Source organism: Kribbella sp. NPDC050470, from assembly GCF_044458365.1.
In the GTDB taxonomy this organism is placed as follows: Bacteria; Actinomycetota; Actinomycetes; order Propionibacteriales; family Kribbellaceae; genus Kribbella.
The window spans coordinates 235,960-253,418 of sequence record NZ_JBITHV010000003.1 but is presented as its reverse complement, the minus strand read 5'-3'; the positions used below and the strand labels follow the sequence as shown (position 1 = coordinate 253,418).

The 17,459-nt window shown below is 69.4% G+C and carries 17 protein-coding genes; 7 read left to right on the top strand and 10 right to left on the bottom strand.

The window, feature by feature from the left end; genetic code table 11:
* Nucleotides 1-36: 36 nt before the first annotated feature.
* The 3 genes from ACIBGM_RS09665 to ACIBGM_RS09655 form a co-directional block, all read right to left on the bottom strand.
* A complete protein-coding gene (locus ACIBGM_RS09665; protein ID WP_360514453.1) occupies nt 37-1,317 on the bottom strand; it encodes an ABC transporter substrate-binding protein in 1,281 nt (426 codons plus the stop codon).
* 205 nt (nt 1,318-1,522) lie between these two features.
* Nucleotides 1,523-2,554, bottom strand: coding sequence for a zinc-dependent alcohol dehydrogenase family protein (locus ACIBGM_RS09660; protein ID WP_396385063.1), 1,032 nt, complete (start codon nt 2,552-2,554; stop codon nt 1,523-1,525).
* A 4-nt stretch (nt 2,555-2,558) separates the two neighbouring features.
* The gene (locus ACIBGM_RS09655) at nt 2,559-2,999 is read right to left on the bottom strand and encodes a deazaflavin-dependent nitroreductase (protein WP_396385062.1); all 441 of its coding nucleotides are present in this window, start codon (nt 2,997-2,999) and stop codon (nt 2,559-2,561) included.
* Between the two features lie 58 nt (nt 3,000-3,057).
* On the opposite strand from ACIBGM_RS09655, the gene ACIBGM_RS09650 reads away from it, so the two are divergent.
* A complete protein-coding gene (locus ACIBGM_RS09650; RefSeq protein WP_396385061.1) occupies nt 3,058-3,519 on the top strand; it encodes a MarR family transcriptional regulator in 462 nt (153 codons plus the stop codon).
* Here the strand turns inward: ACIBGM_RS09650 and ACIBGM_RS09645 are convergent.
* From ACIBGM_RS09645 to paaN, 3 genes are read right to left on the bottom strand one after another with little or no spacing between them, the layout of a single operon-like run.
* Nucleotides 3,507-4,025 carry a flavin reductase family protein gene (locus ACIBGM_RS09645; protein WP_396385060.1) on the bottom strand — a complete coding sequence of 173 codons (519 nt, stop codon included), beginning with the start codon at nt 4,023-4,025 and terminating at the stop codon, nt 3,507-3,509. The genes ACIBGM_RS09650 and ACIBGM_RS09645 overlap by 13 nt on opposite strands.
* Nucleotides 4,026-4,038: 13 nt before the next feature.
* Nucleotides 4,039-5,415, bottom strand: a complete 1,377-nt coding sequence (locus ACIBGM_RS09640; protein ID WP_396385059.1) for a serine hydrolase domain-containing protein — start codon at nt 5,413-5,415, stop codon at nt 4,039-4,041.
* The gene (gene paaN, locus ACIBGM_RS09635) at nt 5,408-7,075 is read right to left on the bottom strand and encodes a phenylacetic acid degradation protein PaaN (RefSeq protein ID WP_396385058.1); all 1,668 of its coding nucleotides are present in this window, start codon (nt 7,073-7,075) and stop codon (nt 5,408-5,410) included. The genes ACIBGM_RS09640 and paaN overlap by 8 nt, the downstream gene beginning before the upstream one ends.
* A 95-nt stretch (nt 7,076-7,170) precedes the next feature.
* Between paaN and paaI the strand changes: the two genes are divergently transcribed.
* The 3 genes from paaI to paaK are packed head-to-tail and all read left to right on the top strand — an operon-like array spanning nt 7,171 to nt 10,121.
* Nucleotides 7,171-7,602, top strand: coding sequence for a hydroxyphenylacetyl-CoA thioesterase PaaI (paaI, locus tag ACIBGM_RS09630; protein WP_360514431.1), 432 nt, complete (start codon nt 7,171-7,173; stop codon nt 7,600-7,602).
* A complete protein-coding gene (gene pcaF, locus ACIBGM_RS09625; protein ID WP_396385057.1) occupies nt 7,599-8,804 on the top strand; it encodes a 3-oxoadipyl-CoA thiolase in 1,206 nt (401 codons plus the stop codon). Before paaI ends, pcaF begins: the two co-directional genes overlap by 4 nt.
* Nucleotides 8,805-8,819: 15 nt before the next feature.
* Nucleotides 8,820-10,121 carry a phenylacetate--CoA ligase PaaK gene (gene paaK / locus ACIBGM_RS09620; RefSeq protein WP_396385056.1) on the top strand — a complete coding sequence of 434 codons (1,302 nt, stop codon included), beginning with the start codon at nt 8,820-8,822 and terminating at the stop codon, nt 10,119-10,121.
* Nucleotides 10,122-10,151: 30 nt separating this feature from the next.
* Here paaK and ACIBGM_RS09615 read toward each other — a convergent pair whose 3' ends face one another.
* From ACIBGM_RS09615 to ACIBGM_RS09605, 3 genes are all read right to left on the bottom strand, one after another.
* Nucleotides 10,152-10,793 (bottom strand): hypothetical protein, encoded by a 642-nt coding sequence (locus tag ACIBGM_RS09615; RefSeq protein WP_396385055.1) that lies wholly within the window; start codon nt 10,791-10,793, stop codon nt 10,152-10,154.
* Nucleotides 10,765-11,409, bottom strand: coding sequence for a DUF433 domain-containing protein (locus ACIBGM_RS09610; protein ID WP_360514419.1), 645 nt, complete (start codon nt 11,407-11,409; stop codon nt 10,765-10,767). Before ACIBGM_RS09610 ends, ACIBGM_RS09615 begins: the two co-directional genes overlap by 29 nt.
* A 90-nt stretch (nt 11,410-11,499) precedes the next feature.
* Entirely contained in the window at nt 11,500-12,171 is a 672-nt protein-coding gene (locus ACIBGM_RS09605) for a DUF433 domain-containing protein (RefSeq protein WP_360514416.1), read from the bottom strand.
* A gap of 199 nt (nt 12,172-12,370) precedes the next feature.
* Between ACIBGM_RS09605 and ACIBGM_RS09600 the strand changes: the two genes are divergently transcribed.
* The 3 genes from ACIBGM_RS09600 (at nt 12,371) to ACIBGM_RS09590 (ending at nt 14,188) form a co-directional block, all read left to right on the top strand.
* Nucleotides 12,371-12,901 (top strand): DinB family protein, encoded by a 531-nt coding sequence (locus tag ACIBGM_RS09600; RefSeq protein WP_396385054.1) that lies wholly within the window; start codon nt 12,371-12,373, stop codon nt 12,899-12,901.
* Complete coding sequence (locus ACIBGM_RS09595; RefSeq protein ID WP_396385053.1) at nt 12,898-13,398, top strand: DinB family protein; 501 nt, start codon at nt 12,898-12,900, stop codon at nt 13,396-13,398. Before ACIBGM_RS09600 ends, ACIBGM_RS09595 begins: the two co-directional genes overlap by 4 nt.
* A gap of 163 nt (nt 13,399-13,561) precedes the next feature.
* Nucleotides 13,562-14,188 carry a TetR/AcrR family transcriptional regulator gene (locus tag ACIBGM_RS09590; RefSeq protein ID WP_360514407.1) on the top strand — a complete coding sequence of 209 codons (627 nt, stop codon included), beginning with the start codon at nt 13,562-13,564 and terminating at the stop codon, nt 14,186-14,188.
* Here ACIBGM_RS09590 and ACIBGM_RS09585 read toward each other — a convergent pair.
* On the bottom strand, nt 14,175-17,444 hold the full coding sequence (locus ACIBGM_RS09585) for a BTAD domain-containing putative transcriptional regulator (protein WP_396385052.1): 3,270 nt from the start codon (nt 17,442-17,444) through the stop codon (nt 14,175-14,177). The two genes, ACIBGM_RS09590 and ACIBGM_RS09585, sit on opposite strands and share 14 nt — an antisense overlap.
* Nucleotides 17,445-17,459: the final 15 nt, after the last annotated feature.

Below are 17,459 nucleotides of genomic sequence, written 5' to 3'. Positions count from 1 at the left end.
TCACCGCCCGAGGACCGGTCCGCAACTCGCCTCGCATCAGCTCGTCTTCATCGCGGTGCCCAGCGCCTGCTGCAACTGAGCGACGTCCTGGCTGCCACTGAACTGGCTGATCGCGGACAGGATGTCGTTGTTCTGGCCCAGCGTGCACGCGGCACCGTGAGCGCAGGACGGGACGATCTTGTCCTTCTTCCAGTCCGCCATCGCCGCCTGCTGGTACTTCGGGTAGTCCGCCGGGTTGGCGTCCGACCGAGCCGGGATCGAGCCCTTCTTGGTGTTGAACGCCTTCTGCCCCTCGGCCGAGCCGGTGACCTTCAGCCAGCACTTGGCGCCGTCGGGGTTCTGCCCGTTGGTCGGCAGCGTGAACGAGTCCGCCAGGTACTGGAAGTTGCCCGCCGTACCCGGAGCCGGCCAGTAGGTGTAGGCCGTGTCCGGCACCTTGTCGGCCAGCTGCTGCGCGGCGACCCAGTCACCCATCAGCGTGTAGCCGGCCTGGCCCTTGTTCACGTACCCCAGCGCGTCCGGCCAGTCGATCGCCTCGCGGTCGGCGTTGGTGAAGCCGAGCAGGGTCTTGTACTTGTTCAGCGCGGCCGTCACGTCGCCGCCGGCCCAGTCGGTCTTGCCGTCCCAGAGCCCGGTGAACTTGTCCGGCCCGAGCTCGGCCAGCAGCACGGCCTCGACCAGCATCTGCTGGGCGAAGCCCTTGGAGATCGCCAGCGGCGCCTTCACCCCGGCGGCCTTCAGCTTGTTGAGGTCGGCGATCCAGGCGTCCACGCTGGCCGGAGCCGTGGCGCCGTCGATGCTCGCCTTCTTCAGCACCGTCGGGTTGGCCCACACCACGTTCGCGCGGTGCACGTTGGCCGGGATCGAGTAGATCTTGCCGTCGACGGTCAGGTTGTCGATCAGGTTCTGCGGGAAGGCCTTGTCCAGCCCGAAGTCCTTGTACAGCTGGCTGACGTCGTCGACCTGGCCGGCGTTGATGTAGTCCTTCAGCTCGGCGCCGGCATGCGCCTGGAAGGTGGACGGCGGCTTGCCGGCCTGCAGGTCGTTGGCCAGCACCTGCTTCGCGTTCGAGCCGGCGCCACCCGCGACCGCGGAGTTGACGAACTTGAAGTCGGTGCACTCGGTGCCGAACACCGAGACCAGGCCGTCCAGACCGGCCTTCTCACCACCGTCTGCCCACCAGGTGAAGACGGTGACGTCCTTGGTCGCGGCCGCGTCCCCTCCGTCGCCACCATCGTCGCTGTTCCCGCAGGCGCTGACCGCGAGAAGACCCGCCGCACCCAGCACCGCGACGGCCTTGCTCAGACCACCACGCATGTTTTCACTCTCCGATCAGTTGATGGAGCCGCCTGTGACAACGATGCCCCCTTGACGGCCCAACTCTGGGCACGCCGCGCGCCAGGTGTCAACGATCCGCGCAACCGCGTTGCGCAGCCGTGACCCCCGGTGGGGCTCACGTGTGAGAGCGCGCACATCGAGCGCCCGACCGGGCACCGCGCGCACTGAGATTGCGCGTTTGTGACTACGGTGTGAGCAGAACCTTGATCGCGCGGCGCTCGTGCATGGCCTGGTAGCCCTCGGCTACATCGGCGAGCGGGAGCTCGGAGTCGAACACCAGGCCGGGGTTGATCTCTCCGGACAGCACGTCGGCCATCAGTTCGGGCAGGTATGCCCGCACCGGCGCCATCCCGCCGGCCAGCCCGACGTTGCGGCTGAACATCGTGCGGATCGGCACCTCGACCCCGTGCGGCACTCCCACGAACCCGACCGTTGCCCCGGCCCGCGCGACGTCGAAGGCGGTCGTCATCGCCTGCCCGGTCCCGACACACTCCAGTACGGCGTCCGCCCCGACCCCACCGGTCAACTCCAGTACGGCGTCCCGCGCCGCGTCTCCGCGTTCGGCAATGATGTCCGTGGCACCGAACTTCGCCGCAAGCTTCTGCCGTGGTTCGTGCCGCGACAGGGCGACCACCCGCTCGGCGCCCATCCGCGAAGCAGCCAGTACGCCGCACAGCCCGACAGCGCCGTCTCCGACCACCACGACCGTGTCACCGGCCTTCACCCGGGCGGCCCGCGCCGCATGCCAGCCGGTGCCCATCACGTCGGACAGCGTGAGCAGCGACGGGACGAGGGAGTCGTCCGGCGGCTCCGGCGTGGCGACGAGCGTGCCATCGGCGTACGGAAGCTTGACGTACTCCCCCTGGCCGCCGTCGGCCCGGCTGCTGCCATAGCCGACCAGGTTCTGGCAGGCGGTCTGGTAGCCGGCCTGGCAGTGCGGGCAGGTCCCGTCGCTCACCACGAACGGCGCGACCACGAAGTCACCCGGCTCGACCGTGCGGACGTCGCTGCCGATCTCCTCGACGATGCCGACGAACTCGTGCCCGATCCGGCTGCCCGGCCGGATCTTGTTCTCCCCACGGTACGGCCACAGATCCGACCCACAGATGCACGAGGCAACCACCCTCACCAGCGCATCCGTCGGCCCGTCGAGCTTCGGATCGGCGACGTCGCTCAGCCGGACGTCGTACGGCGCATGGATCGTGGTGGCTCGCATGGCCTCACACTACGAGAAAGACCACCGATCCCGGCGCGGCCGCGGCGAACTCGTCCGGGTCCGCGCTCGTGACGGCGCCGACGTGGATGAAGAACGGCACACCGTTGGGGACCTCGGCCGGAAACGCCCGGAGCACCGCCTCCTTCTCGGCCGGATCCACGACCTCCTCCAACCGGACCCGCCTGGACTTCCGGCCGGCCGCGAGCACGCCCCACCCGGCCGCCTGTGCGTTACGCACCCAGTCCGAGGTCGGCACCGGACTCAGGATGTAGCGCCGGCCATCCACGGTCAGCGGCGAGACCGGCGTCGTACGCATCGCGCAGCTCGAGCGGCCGGGCACGGACAGCACGTGGATGGTGCCGAGCGGCAGCCCGGCGCGGGACAGCAGCTTGACCAGCCGGTTCACCGGCTTCAGCCAGCCGGGCAAAGGCGTCGTGGCAGCCATCGCAACCTCCGATTTATTTCGACGATCGAAACATTGGATCGAGGGTAGACTATTTCGAGTGTCGAAACAAAACCTGATCGGGGAGATCGCCGAGGCCGTGGTGCGGTTCCAGAACGCCACTGATCGGGTGGACGCCGCGGCCGCTGCGGCGCTCGGTGTGAATCGGACCGATCTGCTGTGCATCGGGTTGCTGCTGCGCAGCGGCGGACTGACCGCGGGGCAGCTCGCGGTCGAGGCGGGGTTGAGTCCGGCCGCGACGACTGCTGCGATCGAGCGGTTGGAGAGCTTCGGGTACGCCGGACGCACGAAGGACGACGCTGATCGGCGCCGGGTGCTGGTGACGGCGACGCCGTTGGTGGCGGGGCGGGTAGAGAAGCTGTACGGCCCGGTCAGGCCGGCCGGGACGGCGGTGCTGTCTCGCTACACCCGGGCGGAGCTGGAGACGATTCACCGGTTCCTGGTCCAGGGTGAGGAGTTGCAGGACCGGGAGGCGAAGCGGATCCGGGGTCAGAGCGTGTAATAGCGGCCGCGGCGGTGGACCAGCGCAGGGGTCTCGTCGGGCGAGAGCTCGACGTGGGCGATCTCGAGCTGGACCTGGAGAGCCCAGCCGACCTCGGGTGGGTCTGGGGTGACCAGGGTGCAGCCCGCCCAGGTCTCGACGCCGACCGGTGCCGGGCCCCATTCCGTGTCGGTCCAGTCGATCATTTTGAACGGACCGCCCGGTGCCGGGGCGACGTAGCCGAACGCGTCGGCCAGTTGGCGATGCGGTTCGCCGAGCAGGGCGACGACCGCGGTTCTTGCCTGCCGCAACGTTTCCCAGAGGTCCGAGTCCGGGTCGATCAGGCCGACGACATACCCCGGGTCACCGTCCGCCACGATCATCGACGCCACGGTCAGGCCGGCCCGCCTGCCGTCGTACGCGGTGGTCCAGAGACCGACGGGCGACGCCAGCCGGCCGCGCAAGCGCCGTACCGGGCTCCGCTCGGACTCGGACGGCAGGAACGGATGATCGCCGTGGATCGTCATGCCAGAACGGTACTCAGCCGACTGTCACCCGCGACGGCAGGGCGAACTGTTCGATCGGCTGCATCCGCAGGCCGCCGGCGGACCGGATCGACTCCGGGCGGGCGTCCGCGCCGAACGTGAAGTGGTAGCGCTGGCCGTAGGACCCGCCGCCGTGGTCCTCGGTCACCAGCAGGGTGTCGCCGTCGACCTCCAGCGTCGGGGCCTTGTCTGCCGGGTCGCCCAGCGTGGGATCGACCGTGTACAGCCGCCCGCCGAGCTCGACGATGTCGGTGACGCCCCAGAGCCCGGCGTACCGTCCGGTGAAGCGGCTCAGGTCGGCCGACTGGTCGGGGCGGTTCTTCGCCTGCGCCAGGTCGAGGAGCTTGAACAGGCTCTCGGCCAGTTGCTGCGCCGGCCCGTCGATCGCGTTCGTCAGCACCGACACCGCGATCCCGGCCTTGCCGTCGACCAGCGACCGCGTGATGTGCCCCGGGTAGCCGCCGCCGTGCCCGAACAGCTCCCGGTCGCCGACCTTCGCCAGCTGCAGACCGAGCCCGTACTTCGGCCAGTCGTCGGTCCCGACGCTCCACTGCGCGTGCTGCATCTGGCGCTTCGACGAGTCGGTCAGCAGCCGGTCGTCGCCGGGCAAGTGCGCGGAGAAGTACGTGACCAGGTCGGTCGCGGTGCCGTAGAACCCGGTCGCGGCGGCCAGCGCCTGGGTGTCGACGTGGTCGATCGGCACGCGCGTGTCGGCGTACGCGAGGGAGCTGTAGCCGGTGGCGTACTCCGCGCTCCGCGCCGGATCCAGCTCGGGTCCGAGGTCGGACAGCCCGAGCTTCTCGACGATCTCGGTCCGGACATGGTCGTTGTACGACCGGCCGGTCGCGCCCTCGATCACCAGCCCGAGCAGCCCGTAGCCGATGTTGGTGTACTTGAACCGCTCGTGCTCCGCGATCACCGCGGCCTCCGGCGACCGCAGTACTGCGAGCAGCTCGTCGCGATCGGGGAACGGCTGCGCGAGCTGCCAGAAGTCCGCGTCGTCGCTGTCCCGGGTCAGGCCGCCGGCATGACTCAGCAGATCCCGCAACGTCAGCTTGCCGGCCGGCGCGTCGACCAGCTCGGTGACGTGCATCTCCGCCTTGTCGTCGAGCCGCAGCCGGCCCTTCTCGACCAGCTGCAGCACGGCCGTCCCGGTGAACGTCTTCGAGTGCGACGCGATCCGGAACAGGTGCCGTTCGGTCAGCGGTACGGCGCCTTCCACGTCAGCCAGACCGTACGCCGCGCTGAGGGCGACCGAGCCGTTCGCGAACACGGCCGCCTGCACGCCCGGCACCCGCAGATAGCGCTGTCTGAACGCGAGCCAGCTGCGGTAGTAGGTCAGAACTTCCTGCAGAGACGCACCATCAGACATGACGCCTAGACTGAATGACGCGGAAGCGACTCGCAACGTAAGCGCCGTCGGTGTATGTCGCGTTGGCGGCCGGGTTGGCGCCGGTGCCGTGGAAATCGCTGAAAGCAGCCGATTGATTGACGAACACCTGACCGGTCAGGTTCTCCGACAGCGCGACCCCCGCGTCCAGGGCGGCCTCCCGCGCCGCGTCCAGGGTCTTGGCGTCGGTCGAGTAGATCCCGGCCGTCATCGCGCCGCCGTCGGTGACGGTCTTGCGGAACAGGTCGATCGACTCGTCGGTGTCGGCCGTCTTGACCAGGAACGACACCGGCCCGAAGCACTCGCGCCCGTACACCTCCTCGTCCTTGGCGTCGATCGCGACCAGGAGCGGCGTGCGGACCAGGGCGTCCGGGAAGGCCGGGTGCTGGATCGAGCGTGACTCGAGCACGACGTCGCCGTACTCCGGGGCGAGCTCGAGCCGGCTGATCACGGCCTGGTTGACGATGCCGCCGAGGATCTCGACCGCGCGGGCGTCGTCGCCGAGCAGCTTGCCCATCGCGCCGGCGATCCCGGCGCCGACCTCCTCGAAGGACTTGCGGCCCTCGTCGGTCTCGATGCCGCCGGCCGGGATGAAGAGGTTCTGGGTGGTGGTGCACATCTGGCCGGAGTACAGCGACAGGGTGAAGGCCAGGTTCCCGGTCAGCGCCTTGAACGCGTCGGTCGAGTCGATGATGACCGCGTTCACGCCGGCCTTCTCGGTGAAGACGGTCGCCTGGGTCGCGTTCTGCTCCAGCCACTCGCCGAACTCGCTGCCGCCGGTGAAGTCGACCAGCTTGACCTCGGGCCGGGTCGCCAGCGGCTTGGCCAGGCCGTCGCCGGCCCGCTCGGCGGCCAGCGTCACCAGGTTCGGGTCGAGGCCGGCCTCGGCGAGCACCTCGCGGCACACCTGGACGGTGATCGCCAGCGGCAGGACGGCCAGCGGGTGCGGCTTGACCACCACGGCGTTGCCGGTGACCAGCGACGCGAACAGGCCGGGCCAGGAGTTCCAGGTCGGGAACGTGTTGCAGCCGATCACCAGCGCGACACCGCGACCGGCGACGGTGAACGTCTTCTCCATCCGGATCGGGTCGCCCTTGGCCGGCTTCTCCCAGGTCGCCGCGGCCGGGTAGCGGTTCATCTCCTCGTAGGAGTACGCGACCGCCTCGAGCGCCCGGTCCAGCGCGTGCGCGCCACCGGCCTGGAACGCCATCACGAACGCCTGGCCGCTGGTGTGCTGAACCGCGTTGGCCAGCTCGAAGACGCGCTTGTGCAGCCGGTCGAGGATCTCCAGCGTCACGCCGGTCCGGCCGTCGATCCCGGCGTTGCGCCAGTCCTTGAGCCCGGCCTGTGCCGCCGCGAGCAGGTCGTCGAGACCGTCCTCGACCATGCGTGGGTAAGCGATGTCCAGCTTGATGCCGTAGGGCGAGTGCTCGGTGACCACCTCGCCGCGCGACCCCGGGATCTCCAGCGGGAACGTCGTACCGAGGTAGGCCTCGAACGCGGCCTTGCCGTCGGCGGCCGCGGTCTCGCCGTACACCCGCGGACTGGGCGACTCCGGGAAGGCGGAGTGGTAGCCGCGGCCGCGGATCGCCTTCAGCGCGTCGTCGAGGCGCTCGCGGTGGGTCGCCAGCCAGTCGGTCATGGGTCCTCCAAGCTCGGGGTCTGCGTCTGTGATGTTACAGTCGATGCCGCGACCGGGGATAGAGTGTCACAAGCCTTCTTCTCGATAGGGCAGGTATGGCTGACGATTTGGCGGCCCGGGTGGCCGCGGCGATGTGGGCGGAGGACACCGCCTCCGCCGGCCTGGGGATGCGGCTGGCCGAGGTCGGCGACGGATTCGCCCGGATCGAGATGCCGGTGCGCGAGGACATGGTGAACGGGCACGGTATCGCGCATGGTGGATTCGTGTTCTGCCTGGCCGACTCCGCGTTCGCGTTCGCGTGCAACTCGCGCAACCAGGTCACGGTCGCGCAGACCTGCGACATCGTCTTCGTCGCCCCGGCCAAGCATGGTGACGTGCTCGTCGCCGAGGCGCGGGAGCGGACGTCGTACGGCCGGAACGCGATCTACGACGTGACCGTCCGGCGCGGCGACGAGGTGATCGCCGAGTTCCGCGGCCGCAGCCGTCAGTTGTCCGGCACGATCATTTCCCCGGAGGAAGAGTCATGACGCGTGAGGCGTTTCTGGTTGATGGGGTGCGGACGCCGATCGGCCGGTACGGCGGTGCGCTCGCACCCGTCCGCCCCGACGATCTGGCCGCTGGGGTCGTGTCCGCTCTGCTGGGCCGGCACTCTTCTCTTGACCCCGCGATGATCGACGACGTGATCCTCGGCTGCGCGAACCAGGCCGGCGAGGACAACCGGAACGTGGCCCGGATGGCGGTGCTGCTGGCCGGCCTTCCCGCCGAGGTGCCTGGTACGACGATCAACCGGCTGTGCGGATCCGGGTTGGACGCGGTCGCGTCGGCGGCCCGGTCGATCATTGCCGGAGACAACGAGATCGTGGTCGCCGGCGGCGTCGAGTCGATGTCGCGGGCGCCGTTCGTGATGCCCAAGGCAACGACCGCGTTCGCCCGGCAGGCCGAGATCTTCGACACCACGATCGGGTGGCGGTTCGTGAACCCGGTGCTGCAGCAGCAGTACGGGATCGACTCGATGCCGGAGACGGCCGAGAACGTCGCCGCGGACTTCGGCGTCTCCCGCGAGGACCAGGACCTGTTCGCCCTGCGCAGCCAGCAGCGCGCGGCGAAGGCGCAGGCGAACGGGCGGCTGGCCGAGGAGATCGTGCCGGTCTCGGTCCCGGGCAAGCGAGGCGCTGTGACTGTCGTCGAGGTCGACGAGCACCCGCGGGAGACCTCGCTCGAGGCGCTGGCCGGGCTCAAGACGCCGTTCCGCTCACCCGGCACGGTCACTGCGGGCAACGCCTCCGGCGTGAACGACGGTGCGGCCGCTCTTTTGGTGATGAGCGGTGCGGCCGTCGAGCGGCTCGGAGTCACACCGTTGGCGAGGATCGTCGGTACGGCGGCGGCCGGCGTGCCACCGCGGATCATGGGAATCGGCCCGGCCCCGGCCACGCGCAAGCTGCTCGACCGGTCCGGTGTCGCGCTGTCGGACGTCGGCGTGATCGAGCTGAACGAGGCGTTCGCGTCGCAGTCCCTCGCCGTACTGCGGGAGCTCGGTCTGCCCGATGACGCCGAGCACGTGAACCCGAACGGCGGCGCGATCGCGCTCGGCCATCCGCTCGGGATGTCGGGCGCTCGGCTCGCGCTCACCGCTGCCCTCGAGCGTCGCCACCGCGACGCCGGGTACGCGCTGGCCACCATGTGCATCGGAGTGGGCCAGGGCATCGCGACCCTGCTCGCTCGTCCGTGACCTGGAGGTGTCGTGATGCTCGGCGAGCCCTGTCCCGAGGACCTGCGTGACGACGGCGAGCGGCTGTCCGTCGACGAGCTCCGCTCCCGTCAGCTTTCTCTGCTGCAGTCGACGGTCGCGTCGGCGTACGAGAACGTGCCGCTTTACCGGGCCGCGCTGTCCGCGGTGGGATTCGAGCCGGGCGACCTGCGATCGTTGTCGGATCTGAGCAGGCTGCCGTTCACCGCGAAGGCGGATCTGCGGGAGAACTATCCGTTCGGGATGTTCGCCGTACCGCGGTCTGAAGTGGTGCGGGTGCACGCCTCCTCGGGTACGACGGGACGGCCGACGGTGGTCGGGTACACCCGGCGCGACCTGGACAACTGGGCCGACCTGATGGCGCGGTCGATCCGTGCTGCCGGTGGCCGGGCGGGCGACGTGTGCCATATTGCCTACGGCTACGGTCTGTTCACCGGCGGGCTGGGCGCTCATTACGGCGCCGAGCGGCTCGGGTGCACCGTCGTACCGGTGTCTGGTGGGATGACCGAACGGCAGGTCGATCTGATCCGCGACTTCGGCGCCCGGATCATCATGGTCACCCCGTCGTACTTCCTCGCCATCGTCGACGAGTTGGAGTCCCGCGGCCTCGACCCCCGCGACACGTCGCTGCGCATCGGGATCTTCGGCGCCGAGCCCTGGACCGAGCAGATGCGCTTGGAGGTGGAGGAGCGGACGGGCATGCATGCCGTGGACATCTACGGCCTGTCCGAGGTGATGGGGCCGGGCGTCGCGCAGGAATGCGTCGAAACCAAGGACGGCCTGCACATCTGGGAAGACCACTTCTACCCGGAGATCATCGACCCCGTCACCGGCGAGGTCCTCCCCGACGGCTCGGTCGGCGAACTGGTGTTCACCACCCTCACCAAGGAAGCATTCCCCGTCCTGCGCTACCGCACCCGCGACCTGACCCGCCTGCTCCCCGGCACCGCCCGCCCCGGCATGCGCCGGATGGAGAAGATCACCGGCCGCACCGACGACATGATGATCGTCCGCGGCGTCAACGTCTTCCCCACCCAGATCGAGGAACAGATCCTGCTCGTCCCGGGCCTCACCCCGCACTACCTCTGCATCCTCACCCGCCCCACCCGCCTCGACGAATTGACCGTCCAGGTAGAAGCCACCCCCGATTTGGGTGATCGCAATACCGCCGCAGCCCACCTGACCCGCCGAATCAAGGACCGAGTAGGCGTAACCGCCACCGTCGAAGTACTCCCACCCCACACCTTGGAACGCTCCCTAGGCAAAGCCAAACGAATCAAAGACAACCGCGGACTCTGACTCACGCGCGGCTACCGCCGTGCGTTCCGGCTACCGCCGTGCGTTCCGGCTACCGCCGGGTCTGCGCGCTCCTCCGTCGCACGCGATCGACCACCCGGTCGACGTGGTCCGTAGGCGGGCTGTCCCACCGGCCCGGCGGTTGTCGCATCGGCGGTGACCGTCAGACTCCGACTCGAACCGAGGGCTCGGACAGGAACTGGTGACCATCCACAGGCCATTCGCTGTTCGACCCCACCAGAGGGGCGTCACCACAGTCCAAGGCGGCCGACTGCTAGAAACGCAGGTCCTGCAGCCGGTCGGCGTACACGCCACAGACGAACGGACCGGGCTGCTCGCACCGCCTGAGAGGGCCGGCCACAAGCACTCGAACCGCAAGACCTGCTCCGCCTTCGTGAGGTTCGCGTTGGTCAAGCAGAAGACTCGCAAACCCGACCTGGCCAGCGCGGCACGCTCGAGCGGTCGCCTCCGGATCGCATCGTCCTTCGTCAGCACGACGAGATCCTCAGCATCGGCCCAGGCAGTCCATTCGGTGTCCTCGACGGTCCGACGTCCGAACACCTCGTGCTTGGTCAACGCTTCGCTGCCCAGTCGACGAACCAGGTGAGGGATCGCGATGCCGCCAAGACCGACGTCGATGTAGAACCTAGGCTGCTCGGATGTGGGGCCGGACAAGGGCCTCGACCTCGGTGGTCTGGATGCCGAACTCGTCGGCGATCAGCTGGTAGGGCTCGCCCGCCCGTGCCAGGTCGACCACATCCTCGACGCGCACACCGACGCCTGCCAGAATCGGCTGCCCGAAGGAGACCAAGGGATCGACAACGACGTCGGCCCCTCGATACGCCACCAGCCGAAGTCTGCTCGCGTAATCGTCGGGCGCCCACTCGACGGATTTCAGCCCGAGCTCGACTACGCCAGGCAGGCCGCCTTGGCTGTCGCGGATTCGCTCCCATGAAGCGCCCTCGCCTTCGGCCGCGATCTCAGCCAGGAGGTCGCGTCCATCGTGGGCGATACGTCGCCAGGCGAGCGGATACGGCCTGTCGAGCTCGTTGCGCAGCCGGATCGCAGCGTCGCGAATCGCACCCAGAGACAGACCGGACTGCCGCAGTTGGCGAAGCATATGCGTCTCGACCAGGCTCGCGAAGGTGATCGACGCGTCGCTGGTTCGTTGTCGCTCGACGACCTGGAGCGCTCGTGTCTTCACCCAGTAGCCGAGGGTCGAGGGAGGTAGGTCCAGGTGGCTCGCTGTCTCTGCGCGCGTGAGAATCGGCAGGTCGAATCGCGGATCCATCCACACCACCTCCTTCCGTGATCACAGCCTGTCGATGACCAGGATGCCAGTCCGGGCGGACAGTATGCGTTCGGCTATCCACAGAACCGCCTACAGGAGGGGTTCGGGTTGGGGGTGTTTGGGGCGGCGGAAGGTGGGTGGGCGGACGAGGGCTTCTACTTCGAAGTCTTCGAGGTTGTGTTTGGCCGCCAGGTCGCGGTACGTCGTGCCGGTGCGGACTTGGTCGACTACCTCTTCGACGCGGACCTCGGAGTCGGCGACGAGGGGTTGGCCGTGGGAGCGGCGGGGGTCGACGATGACGTCGATGTCGTGGTAGATGACGAGGCGGAGGGTGGCGGCGTAGCCGTCGTCGGACCAGGTGATCGCGGCTGAGCCGCGGCGGAGGACGCCGGGGAGGCCGCCTTGGCTGTCGCGGATGCGTTCCCAGCCTTGCTCGCGACCTTCGGCGGCGATCTCGATCAGCAGGTCGCGGCCATCGTGGGCCAGGCCGGACCACGCCAGCGGGTAGTGGCGGCCGGCACGGGAGCGCAGGGCGACGGCGGCTTCGCCGATCGCCTGCAGGGACAGGCCGGCCTGGCGGAGGTGCCGGAGCATGTGGGTCTCGACGAGGCCGGCGAACGTGATGGTCGGCTCGCCGCGCCCGCCGCTGCGCGCTTCCAGGGCACCGGACCGGAGCCAGTCGCCCAGAGTGGTGGGTGGTAACCCCAGGTGAAGCGCGACCTCGGCGCGGGTGTAGAGCGGAAGGTCGAACCGTGGGTCCACGTCTCACCTCTTCGCGCGGTGCGGGCGCTGTCCGGACCAAGACTGCCAGAAACCGAGTTCCGGACCGGGCCGTCGGGCGGATATGGTGCTGTCAACTGGTGGAGAGGAGGTGAGCGCGATGTGCAGTCCGACCGTCGTGCCGCCCGTCCGCCGTACCCGCGGCTGAGACCGGGTGGCTCCACATTCACAGGAGCTTTGAATGACCGAAGTACTGCGTCCGCCGCTGACCGCCGACGAGCGCGCTCAGCTGATCGGATGGCTCGACCTGCAACGTTCCTTCGTCCGGATGAAGTGCGAAGGACTCTCCGAAGAAGATGCCCACCGCAAGCTTCTGCCGACGTTGCCGTTGATGACGATCGCGGGGCTGGTGGCGCACCTGCGCTGGAACGAGTACGCGTGGTTCCAGCTCAACGTGGCCGGCGTACCGGACACCGGCCAAACCCCTTGGACCGAGGACGGGCATCCCGACGCGGAGATGTTCGTCGGCGACGTGCCGCTGGCCCGGTTGCTCGAGGAGTACGACGCCGAGTGCAAGCAATCCAACGCGGCAATCGCCGGCCTCCCGCTGGAGACCGTCGAACGCGGGCAACCGGCAGACAAGGCGGCCTCGTTGCGGTACGTCCTCTGCCACATGATCGAGGAGACCGCGCGACACGTCGGCCACCTCGACATCATCCGCGAACTCCTCGACGGCCGTACCGGCTACGTGCGGATGGCGGACCCCACATGAGGCCACCACTGACCGGCGACGAACGCGCCCAACTGGTCGGCTGGCTCGACCATCAGCGATCGCTGGTCCGGCCGAAGTGCGCGGGCCTCAGCGAGATCGATGCCCATCGCAAGTTGTTGCCCACGTCACCGCTGATGACGGTGGCCGGGCTGGTCGCGCACCTGCGCTGGGTCGAGTACTCCTGGTTCACCGAGAACCTCCTCGGTACGCCGGACACCGGCCAGACCCCGTGGACCGAAGGCGGCCATCCGGACGCCGAGATGTTCGTCGACGACGTACCGCTCGCGCAGTTGCTCGACGAGTACGACGCCGAGTGCAAGCGGTCCAACGAGATCGTCGCCGGCTTCGCGCTCGACGACGTGGAACGGCTCGTGGTCCGCGAGGCGGGCCGGGCGTCGGTGCGGTACATCCTCTGCCACATGATCGAGGAGACCGCGCGGCACCTCGGGCACCTCGACATCATCCGCGAGGTGCTCGACGGCGCCACCGGCGACTGAGGTGAGCGGACCGCCAGGCCATCACAATCGCGACCACGAGGACCGGGTGACGCTCGGCCCTGCTCCGGTCCGCGATCTGTGATGGCCTGGCGACCCGCGACAGTGACGCCGAGTGGTGGATAGGATGTCCGGCATCTGGCACGGGGTAGCGACAAGAGGTGTGATGAGGGAACCCTCCGTACGCCGTTATTCCGGGCGGTCAGTCGAGGAGTGGAAGGCTGCGCGGCGCGAGCGGTTGCTGGCCGCCGCGCTGGAGTTGTTCGGGACCGAAGGCTATCCCGCGACGTCCGTGGAACGCCTGTGCACACAGGCGAAAGTGTCCACCCGGCACTTCTACCACGAGTTCCAGAACAAGGAAGCCGTGCTGCTCGCGGTGCACGCGCAGGTGATCGAGCTCGCGGTGCGCAGCACCGGCGACGCGCTGCGCCAGACCGACGGCCGGCCGATCCGCGAGCGGATCGAGGCGGCGGTCGACAGCTACCTGCGCACGATCATGGAAGACCTGCGCCGGGCCCAAATCTCGTTCGTCGAAGTGGTCGGGACCAGTCCCGCGGTCGAGGAGCAGCGGATCGCGTTCCGGGAGCTGATGATCGGCAGCGTGCAGGAGCTCGGTGGCACCGCGGTCGGGCGTGGCGAGATCAAGGACAAGGACTTCCGGTTCCTCGGTCTGTGCTTCTTCGGTGCGGTGAACACCGTCGTCTACGACTGGATGCTGGCCGACCCGCGGCCGCCCGAGCAGACCGTGCAGCAGGCGCTCCGCGACCTGGCCGTCCAACTCATGACGAGCTGAAGCGCTTGCGGAGCTCGGCGAGGGCCTCGTCCCGCGGGAGCGACGCGCCGGCGTCGTACGCCTGCTCGAACGCGCTCGCACCCAGTACGTCGCGCAGTCGGTCGAAGCTCGCGCGGACGTCGGCGGTGGGGATGCTGCGCATGCCACGCATCGCCGCGGCGAGGCCGAGGGTCCGGGCCGCGAGCTCGGTGTCTCCGGCGAGCAGGTCCACCTCCGCGGCGCCTTCCACGATCACCGACGCCACCGGCATGTCGTCGGTGCTCAGGCCCAGCTCCATCGCCTGGCGGCTGTAGGCGACGGCGTCATCGAGCTCGCCACGCGCGACGCTCACCCGGCTCAGCTGCGACAGCATCATCGCCTGGCCGTGCGGCGCCATCCGCTCGGCCTCGAGGTCGAGCATCGAGTACGCGCGCTCCGCCAGCTCCCTGGCCTCGTCGAGCTTGCCTGTCCGCAGCGCGATGCGCGACATCCCGGCGTACGCCATTCCCTGGCCGCTGCGCGAACCGGTCTCCTCGGCCAGCCGCATCGCCCGCTGCAGGTCGGCCCGCGCGCCCTCCAGGTCGCCCAGCTCGATCCGGCTCATCGCGCTCTGGCCGAGGATCTGCGGGACACCTTCGACGGTGCCGAGCTCCTCGAGCAGGCTCATCGACTCGTCCAGCGCTTCGAGGGCGCGCTCGTGGTCGCCCTGGATGCCCAGGTAGCTGGACAGGCCGCGGAGGGCGAGCGAGATGCCCCAGCGGTCGCCGATCACCCGGAACCCGTCGAGCGCGAGCGTCAGGTCGGCGGCCATCTGGTCGACGTCGCCCTCGTTCTCGCGGAACATCGCGGTCATCATCACGCCCATGTTGCGCGTCCACGGGTCCTGGTGCTCGCGGGCGATCTGCAAGGTGTTGAAGCAGGCCGCCTTGTCGCGCCGGATCGCCGACCAGACCGCGTTCGTGAACAGGCCGACGCCCGCGCTCGCGACCTGCTCGTGCCGTCGGCTCAGCAGGCGAACCTCGGCCAGCCCACGCACCGCCTGCGGGAACGAGTCGGTCGGGTCCTCACCACTCGACAGCGTGCCGAGCGAGAACAGCATCAACGCCGTAGCCCGGTCCAGCGGCGAGCTAGGACCAGGTACGGCGAGCGCCGCCCGCATCCACGTGACACCTTCGGCCGGGCGACCGCACATGTTCCAGTACTCGCCGAGCGCGGCCACCAGCTGGACGGCCGACCGAGCCGAGCCGCTGTCGATCGCCGTACGCAGAGCGTCGACGAGGTTCTCGTTGTCCGCGGTCAGCCGGGCGATCCACTGGATCTGTTCGGCGGACCGCAGCTTCGGCCGGGCCTGGCGGAGCAGGCGGCTGAAGTACTTGGTGTGTGCGTTCCGGAAGTACCCGTACTCACCCGAGTCCTGCAGCTGCTCGGCGGCGTACGCGCGGACCGTCTCGAGCATGCGGTAGCGCACGGACCGGTCGTCGGCCGCTGCCTCGACGAGTGATTTGTCGACAAGGGACGCCAGTACGCCGAGCACGGACTCGGGCGGCAGGTTGTCGTCGCTGCACACCTGCTCGGCGGCCTCGAGCGTCGCACCGCCGGAGAAGAGCGACAGCCGCCGCGCGACCGCCTGTTCCTCCGGGTCGAGCAGCTCCCAGCTCCACTCCACGACTGCACGCAACGTCTGGTGGCGGGGCAGCGCCGTACGCGATCCGCTGGTCAGCAAGCGGAACCTATCCGCCAGCTTGTCGACGATCTGCGCCGGAGTGAGCGCCCGCAGGCGCGCCGCCGCCAGCTCGATCGCCAGCGGCATCCCGTCCAGCCGCCGGCAGATCTCGGCGACCGCTGCCCGGTTGGTGTCGGTGAGCATGAAGTCGGGGCGTACGGCGCGGGCCCGGTCGACGAACAGCTGCATCGCCGGGTAGTCGCCGTCGGCGTCGTTGTCCTCGGGCGGCAGGCCCAGCGGCCCGACCGGATGCAGGTGCTCGCCCGGGATGCTCAGCGGCTCGCGACTGGTGGTGAGCACCCGCAGCCGTGGGCAGGCCGCGAGCAGCGAGTCGACCAGACCGGCGACTTCGTTGACCAGGTGCTCGCAGTTGTCGAGCACGAGCAGGATGCGGCGATCGGCGATCACCTCGACCAGTCGCTGCGTTGCTGCCCGGCTGGTCGGGAAGTGCTTGGGGGCGAGCGCCGTACTGAGCTCCTCGACGTACTCGGTCGCGCCGAGCGCGGACAGCACAGCCGGCGCGACGTCCGCCGCATCACCGAGTGGCGCAAGCTCGACGAACCAGATCCCGTCGCCGCTCTGCTCCATGAGCGAGCGCCCGGTCTCGGTCGCCAGTCTGGTCTTCCCTGCGCCACCAGGGCCGACCATGGTCACCAGGCGCGTCCCGTCGCTCACCAGGCGGGCCAGCTCGGTCACGTCATCCCGCCGCCCGACGAAGCTGGTCAGTGGTGCACGCAGGTTGCTGCGCGGCTTCGGAGCGGCCGGCGCAGGTACGGCGGTCGTCGTGGCGGGCGGATCGATCGAGTCACCCCGCAGTACTGCGACATGCAGATCTCGGAGCCTGGTCCCGGGATCGGCGCCGAGCTCGTCGGCCAGGGTCTCGCGGACTCGCTCGTGCGCGGCCAGCGCCTCGGCTTGGCGGCCGTCGGCGTACAGGGCTCTGATCAGCAGCTCGTGCAGTCGCTCGCGCAGCGGGTGGGCCGTGGCGAGGCCCTCGAGCTCGCCGATCAGCTCGCGGGCGTGACCGCAGCTGACTGCGGCCTCGGCGAGGTGCTCGGTGGCGGCGAGCCGGAGCTCGGCCAGGCGGTCGGCCTCGATGGCAGCGAACGGCAGGTCGCGGAGGTCGGTGAGCGCGTCACCGCGCCAGAGCTTGTCCGCCTGGGTGAGCAGAGTCCACGCCTTCTCCGGGTCGGAGCCGATCAGCCCGCGGCCGCGCCGTACCAGGTCCTCGAACTGGAGGGCGTCGACGCAGTCCGGGCCGATGGTCAGCGTGTAGCCGGCCGGGCCGGACTGGACGGCGATGCTCGACTCGGTGGCGGGCAGGCCGGCGCGCAGGCGGGAGACGAGGGACTGCAGCGCGTTGGCGCTGGGCGCCTCGGTGCCCCAGAGCCCGTCGACCAGAGTCTCGACGCTGACCGGTTTGCCCGCGCTCAGCGCGAGCCGGGCGAGCAGTCCGCGCAGCCGGACTCCGCGGACGTCCAGCGGAGTCCCGTCGGCCGCCCACATCGCGAGAGGCCCAAGCACCGCTATGCGCACCCGACCAGCCTCGCACATGAGCCCACCCAAATA

What these genes read in the sequence shown, in the direction of transcription:
- ACIBGM_RS09665 (WP_360514453.1), bottom strand. Translation starts at nt 1,317, where the DNA reads ATGCGTGGTGGTCTGAGCAAGGCCGTCGCGGTGCTGGGTGCGGCGGGT.
- ACIBGM_RS09660 (WP_396385063.1), bottom strand. Translation starts at nt 2,554, where the DNA reads ATGCGAGCCACCACGATCCATGCGCCGTACGACGTCCGGCTGAGCGAC.
- ACIBGM_RS09655 (WP_396385062.1), bottom strand. Translation starts at nt 2,999, where the DNA reads ATGGCTGCCACGACGCCTTTGCCCGGCTGGCTGAAGCCGGTGAACCGG.
- ACIBGM_RS09645 (WP_396385060.1), bottom strand. Translation starts at nt 4,025, where the DNA reads ATGACGATCCACGGCGATCATCCGTTCCTGCCGTCCGAGTCCGAGCGG.
- ACIBGM_RS09640 (WP_396385059.1), bottom strand. Translation starts at nt 5,415, where the DNA reads ATGTCTGATGGTGCGTCTCTGCAGGAAGTTCTGACCTACTACCGCAGC.
- paaN (WP_396385058.1), bottom strand. Translation starts at nt 7,075, where the DNA reads ATGACCGACTGGCTGGCGACCCACCGCGAGCGCCTCGACGACGCGCTG.
- paaI (WP_360514431.1), top strand. Translation starts at nt 7,171, where the DNA reads ATGGCTGACGATTTGGCGGCCCGGGTGGCCGCGGCGATGTGGGCGGAG.
- pcaF (WP_396385057.1), top strand. Translation starts at nt 7,599, where the DNA reads ATGACGCGTGAGGCGTTTCTGGTTGATGGGGTGCGGACGCCGATCGGC.
- paaK (WP_396385056.1), top strand. Translation starts at nt 8,820, where the DNA reads ATGCTCGGCGAGCCCTGTCCCGAGGACCTGCGTGACGACGGCGAGCGG.
- ACIBGM_RS09610 (WP_360514419.1), bottom strand. Translation starts at nt 11,409, where the DNA reads ATGGATCCGCGATTCGACCTGCCGATTCTCACGCGCGCAGAGACAGCG.
- ACIBGM_RS09600 (WP_396385054.1), top strand. Translation starts at nt 12,371, where the DNA reads ATGACCGAAGTACTGCGTCCGCCGCTGACCGCCGACGAGCGCGCTCAG.
- ACIBGM_RS09595 (WP_396385053.1), top strand. Translation starts at nt 12,898, where the DNA reads ATGAGGCCACCACTGACCGGCGACGAACGCGCCCAACTGGTCGGCTGG.
- ACIBGM_RS09590 (WP_360514407.1), top strand. Translation starts at nt 13,562, where the DNA reads ATGAGGGAACCCTCCGTACGCCGTTATTCCGGGCGGTCAGTCGAGGAG.
- ACIBGM_RS09585 (WP_396385052.1), bottom strand. Translation starts at nt 17,444, where the DNA reads ATGTGCGAGGCTGGTCGGGTGCGCATAGCGGTGCTTGGGCCTCTCGCG.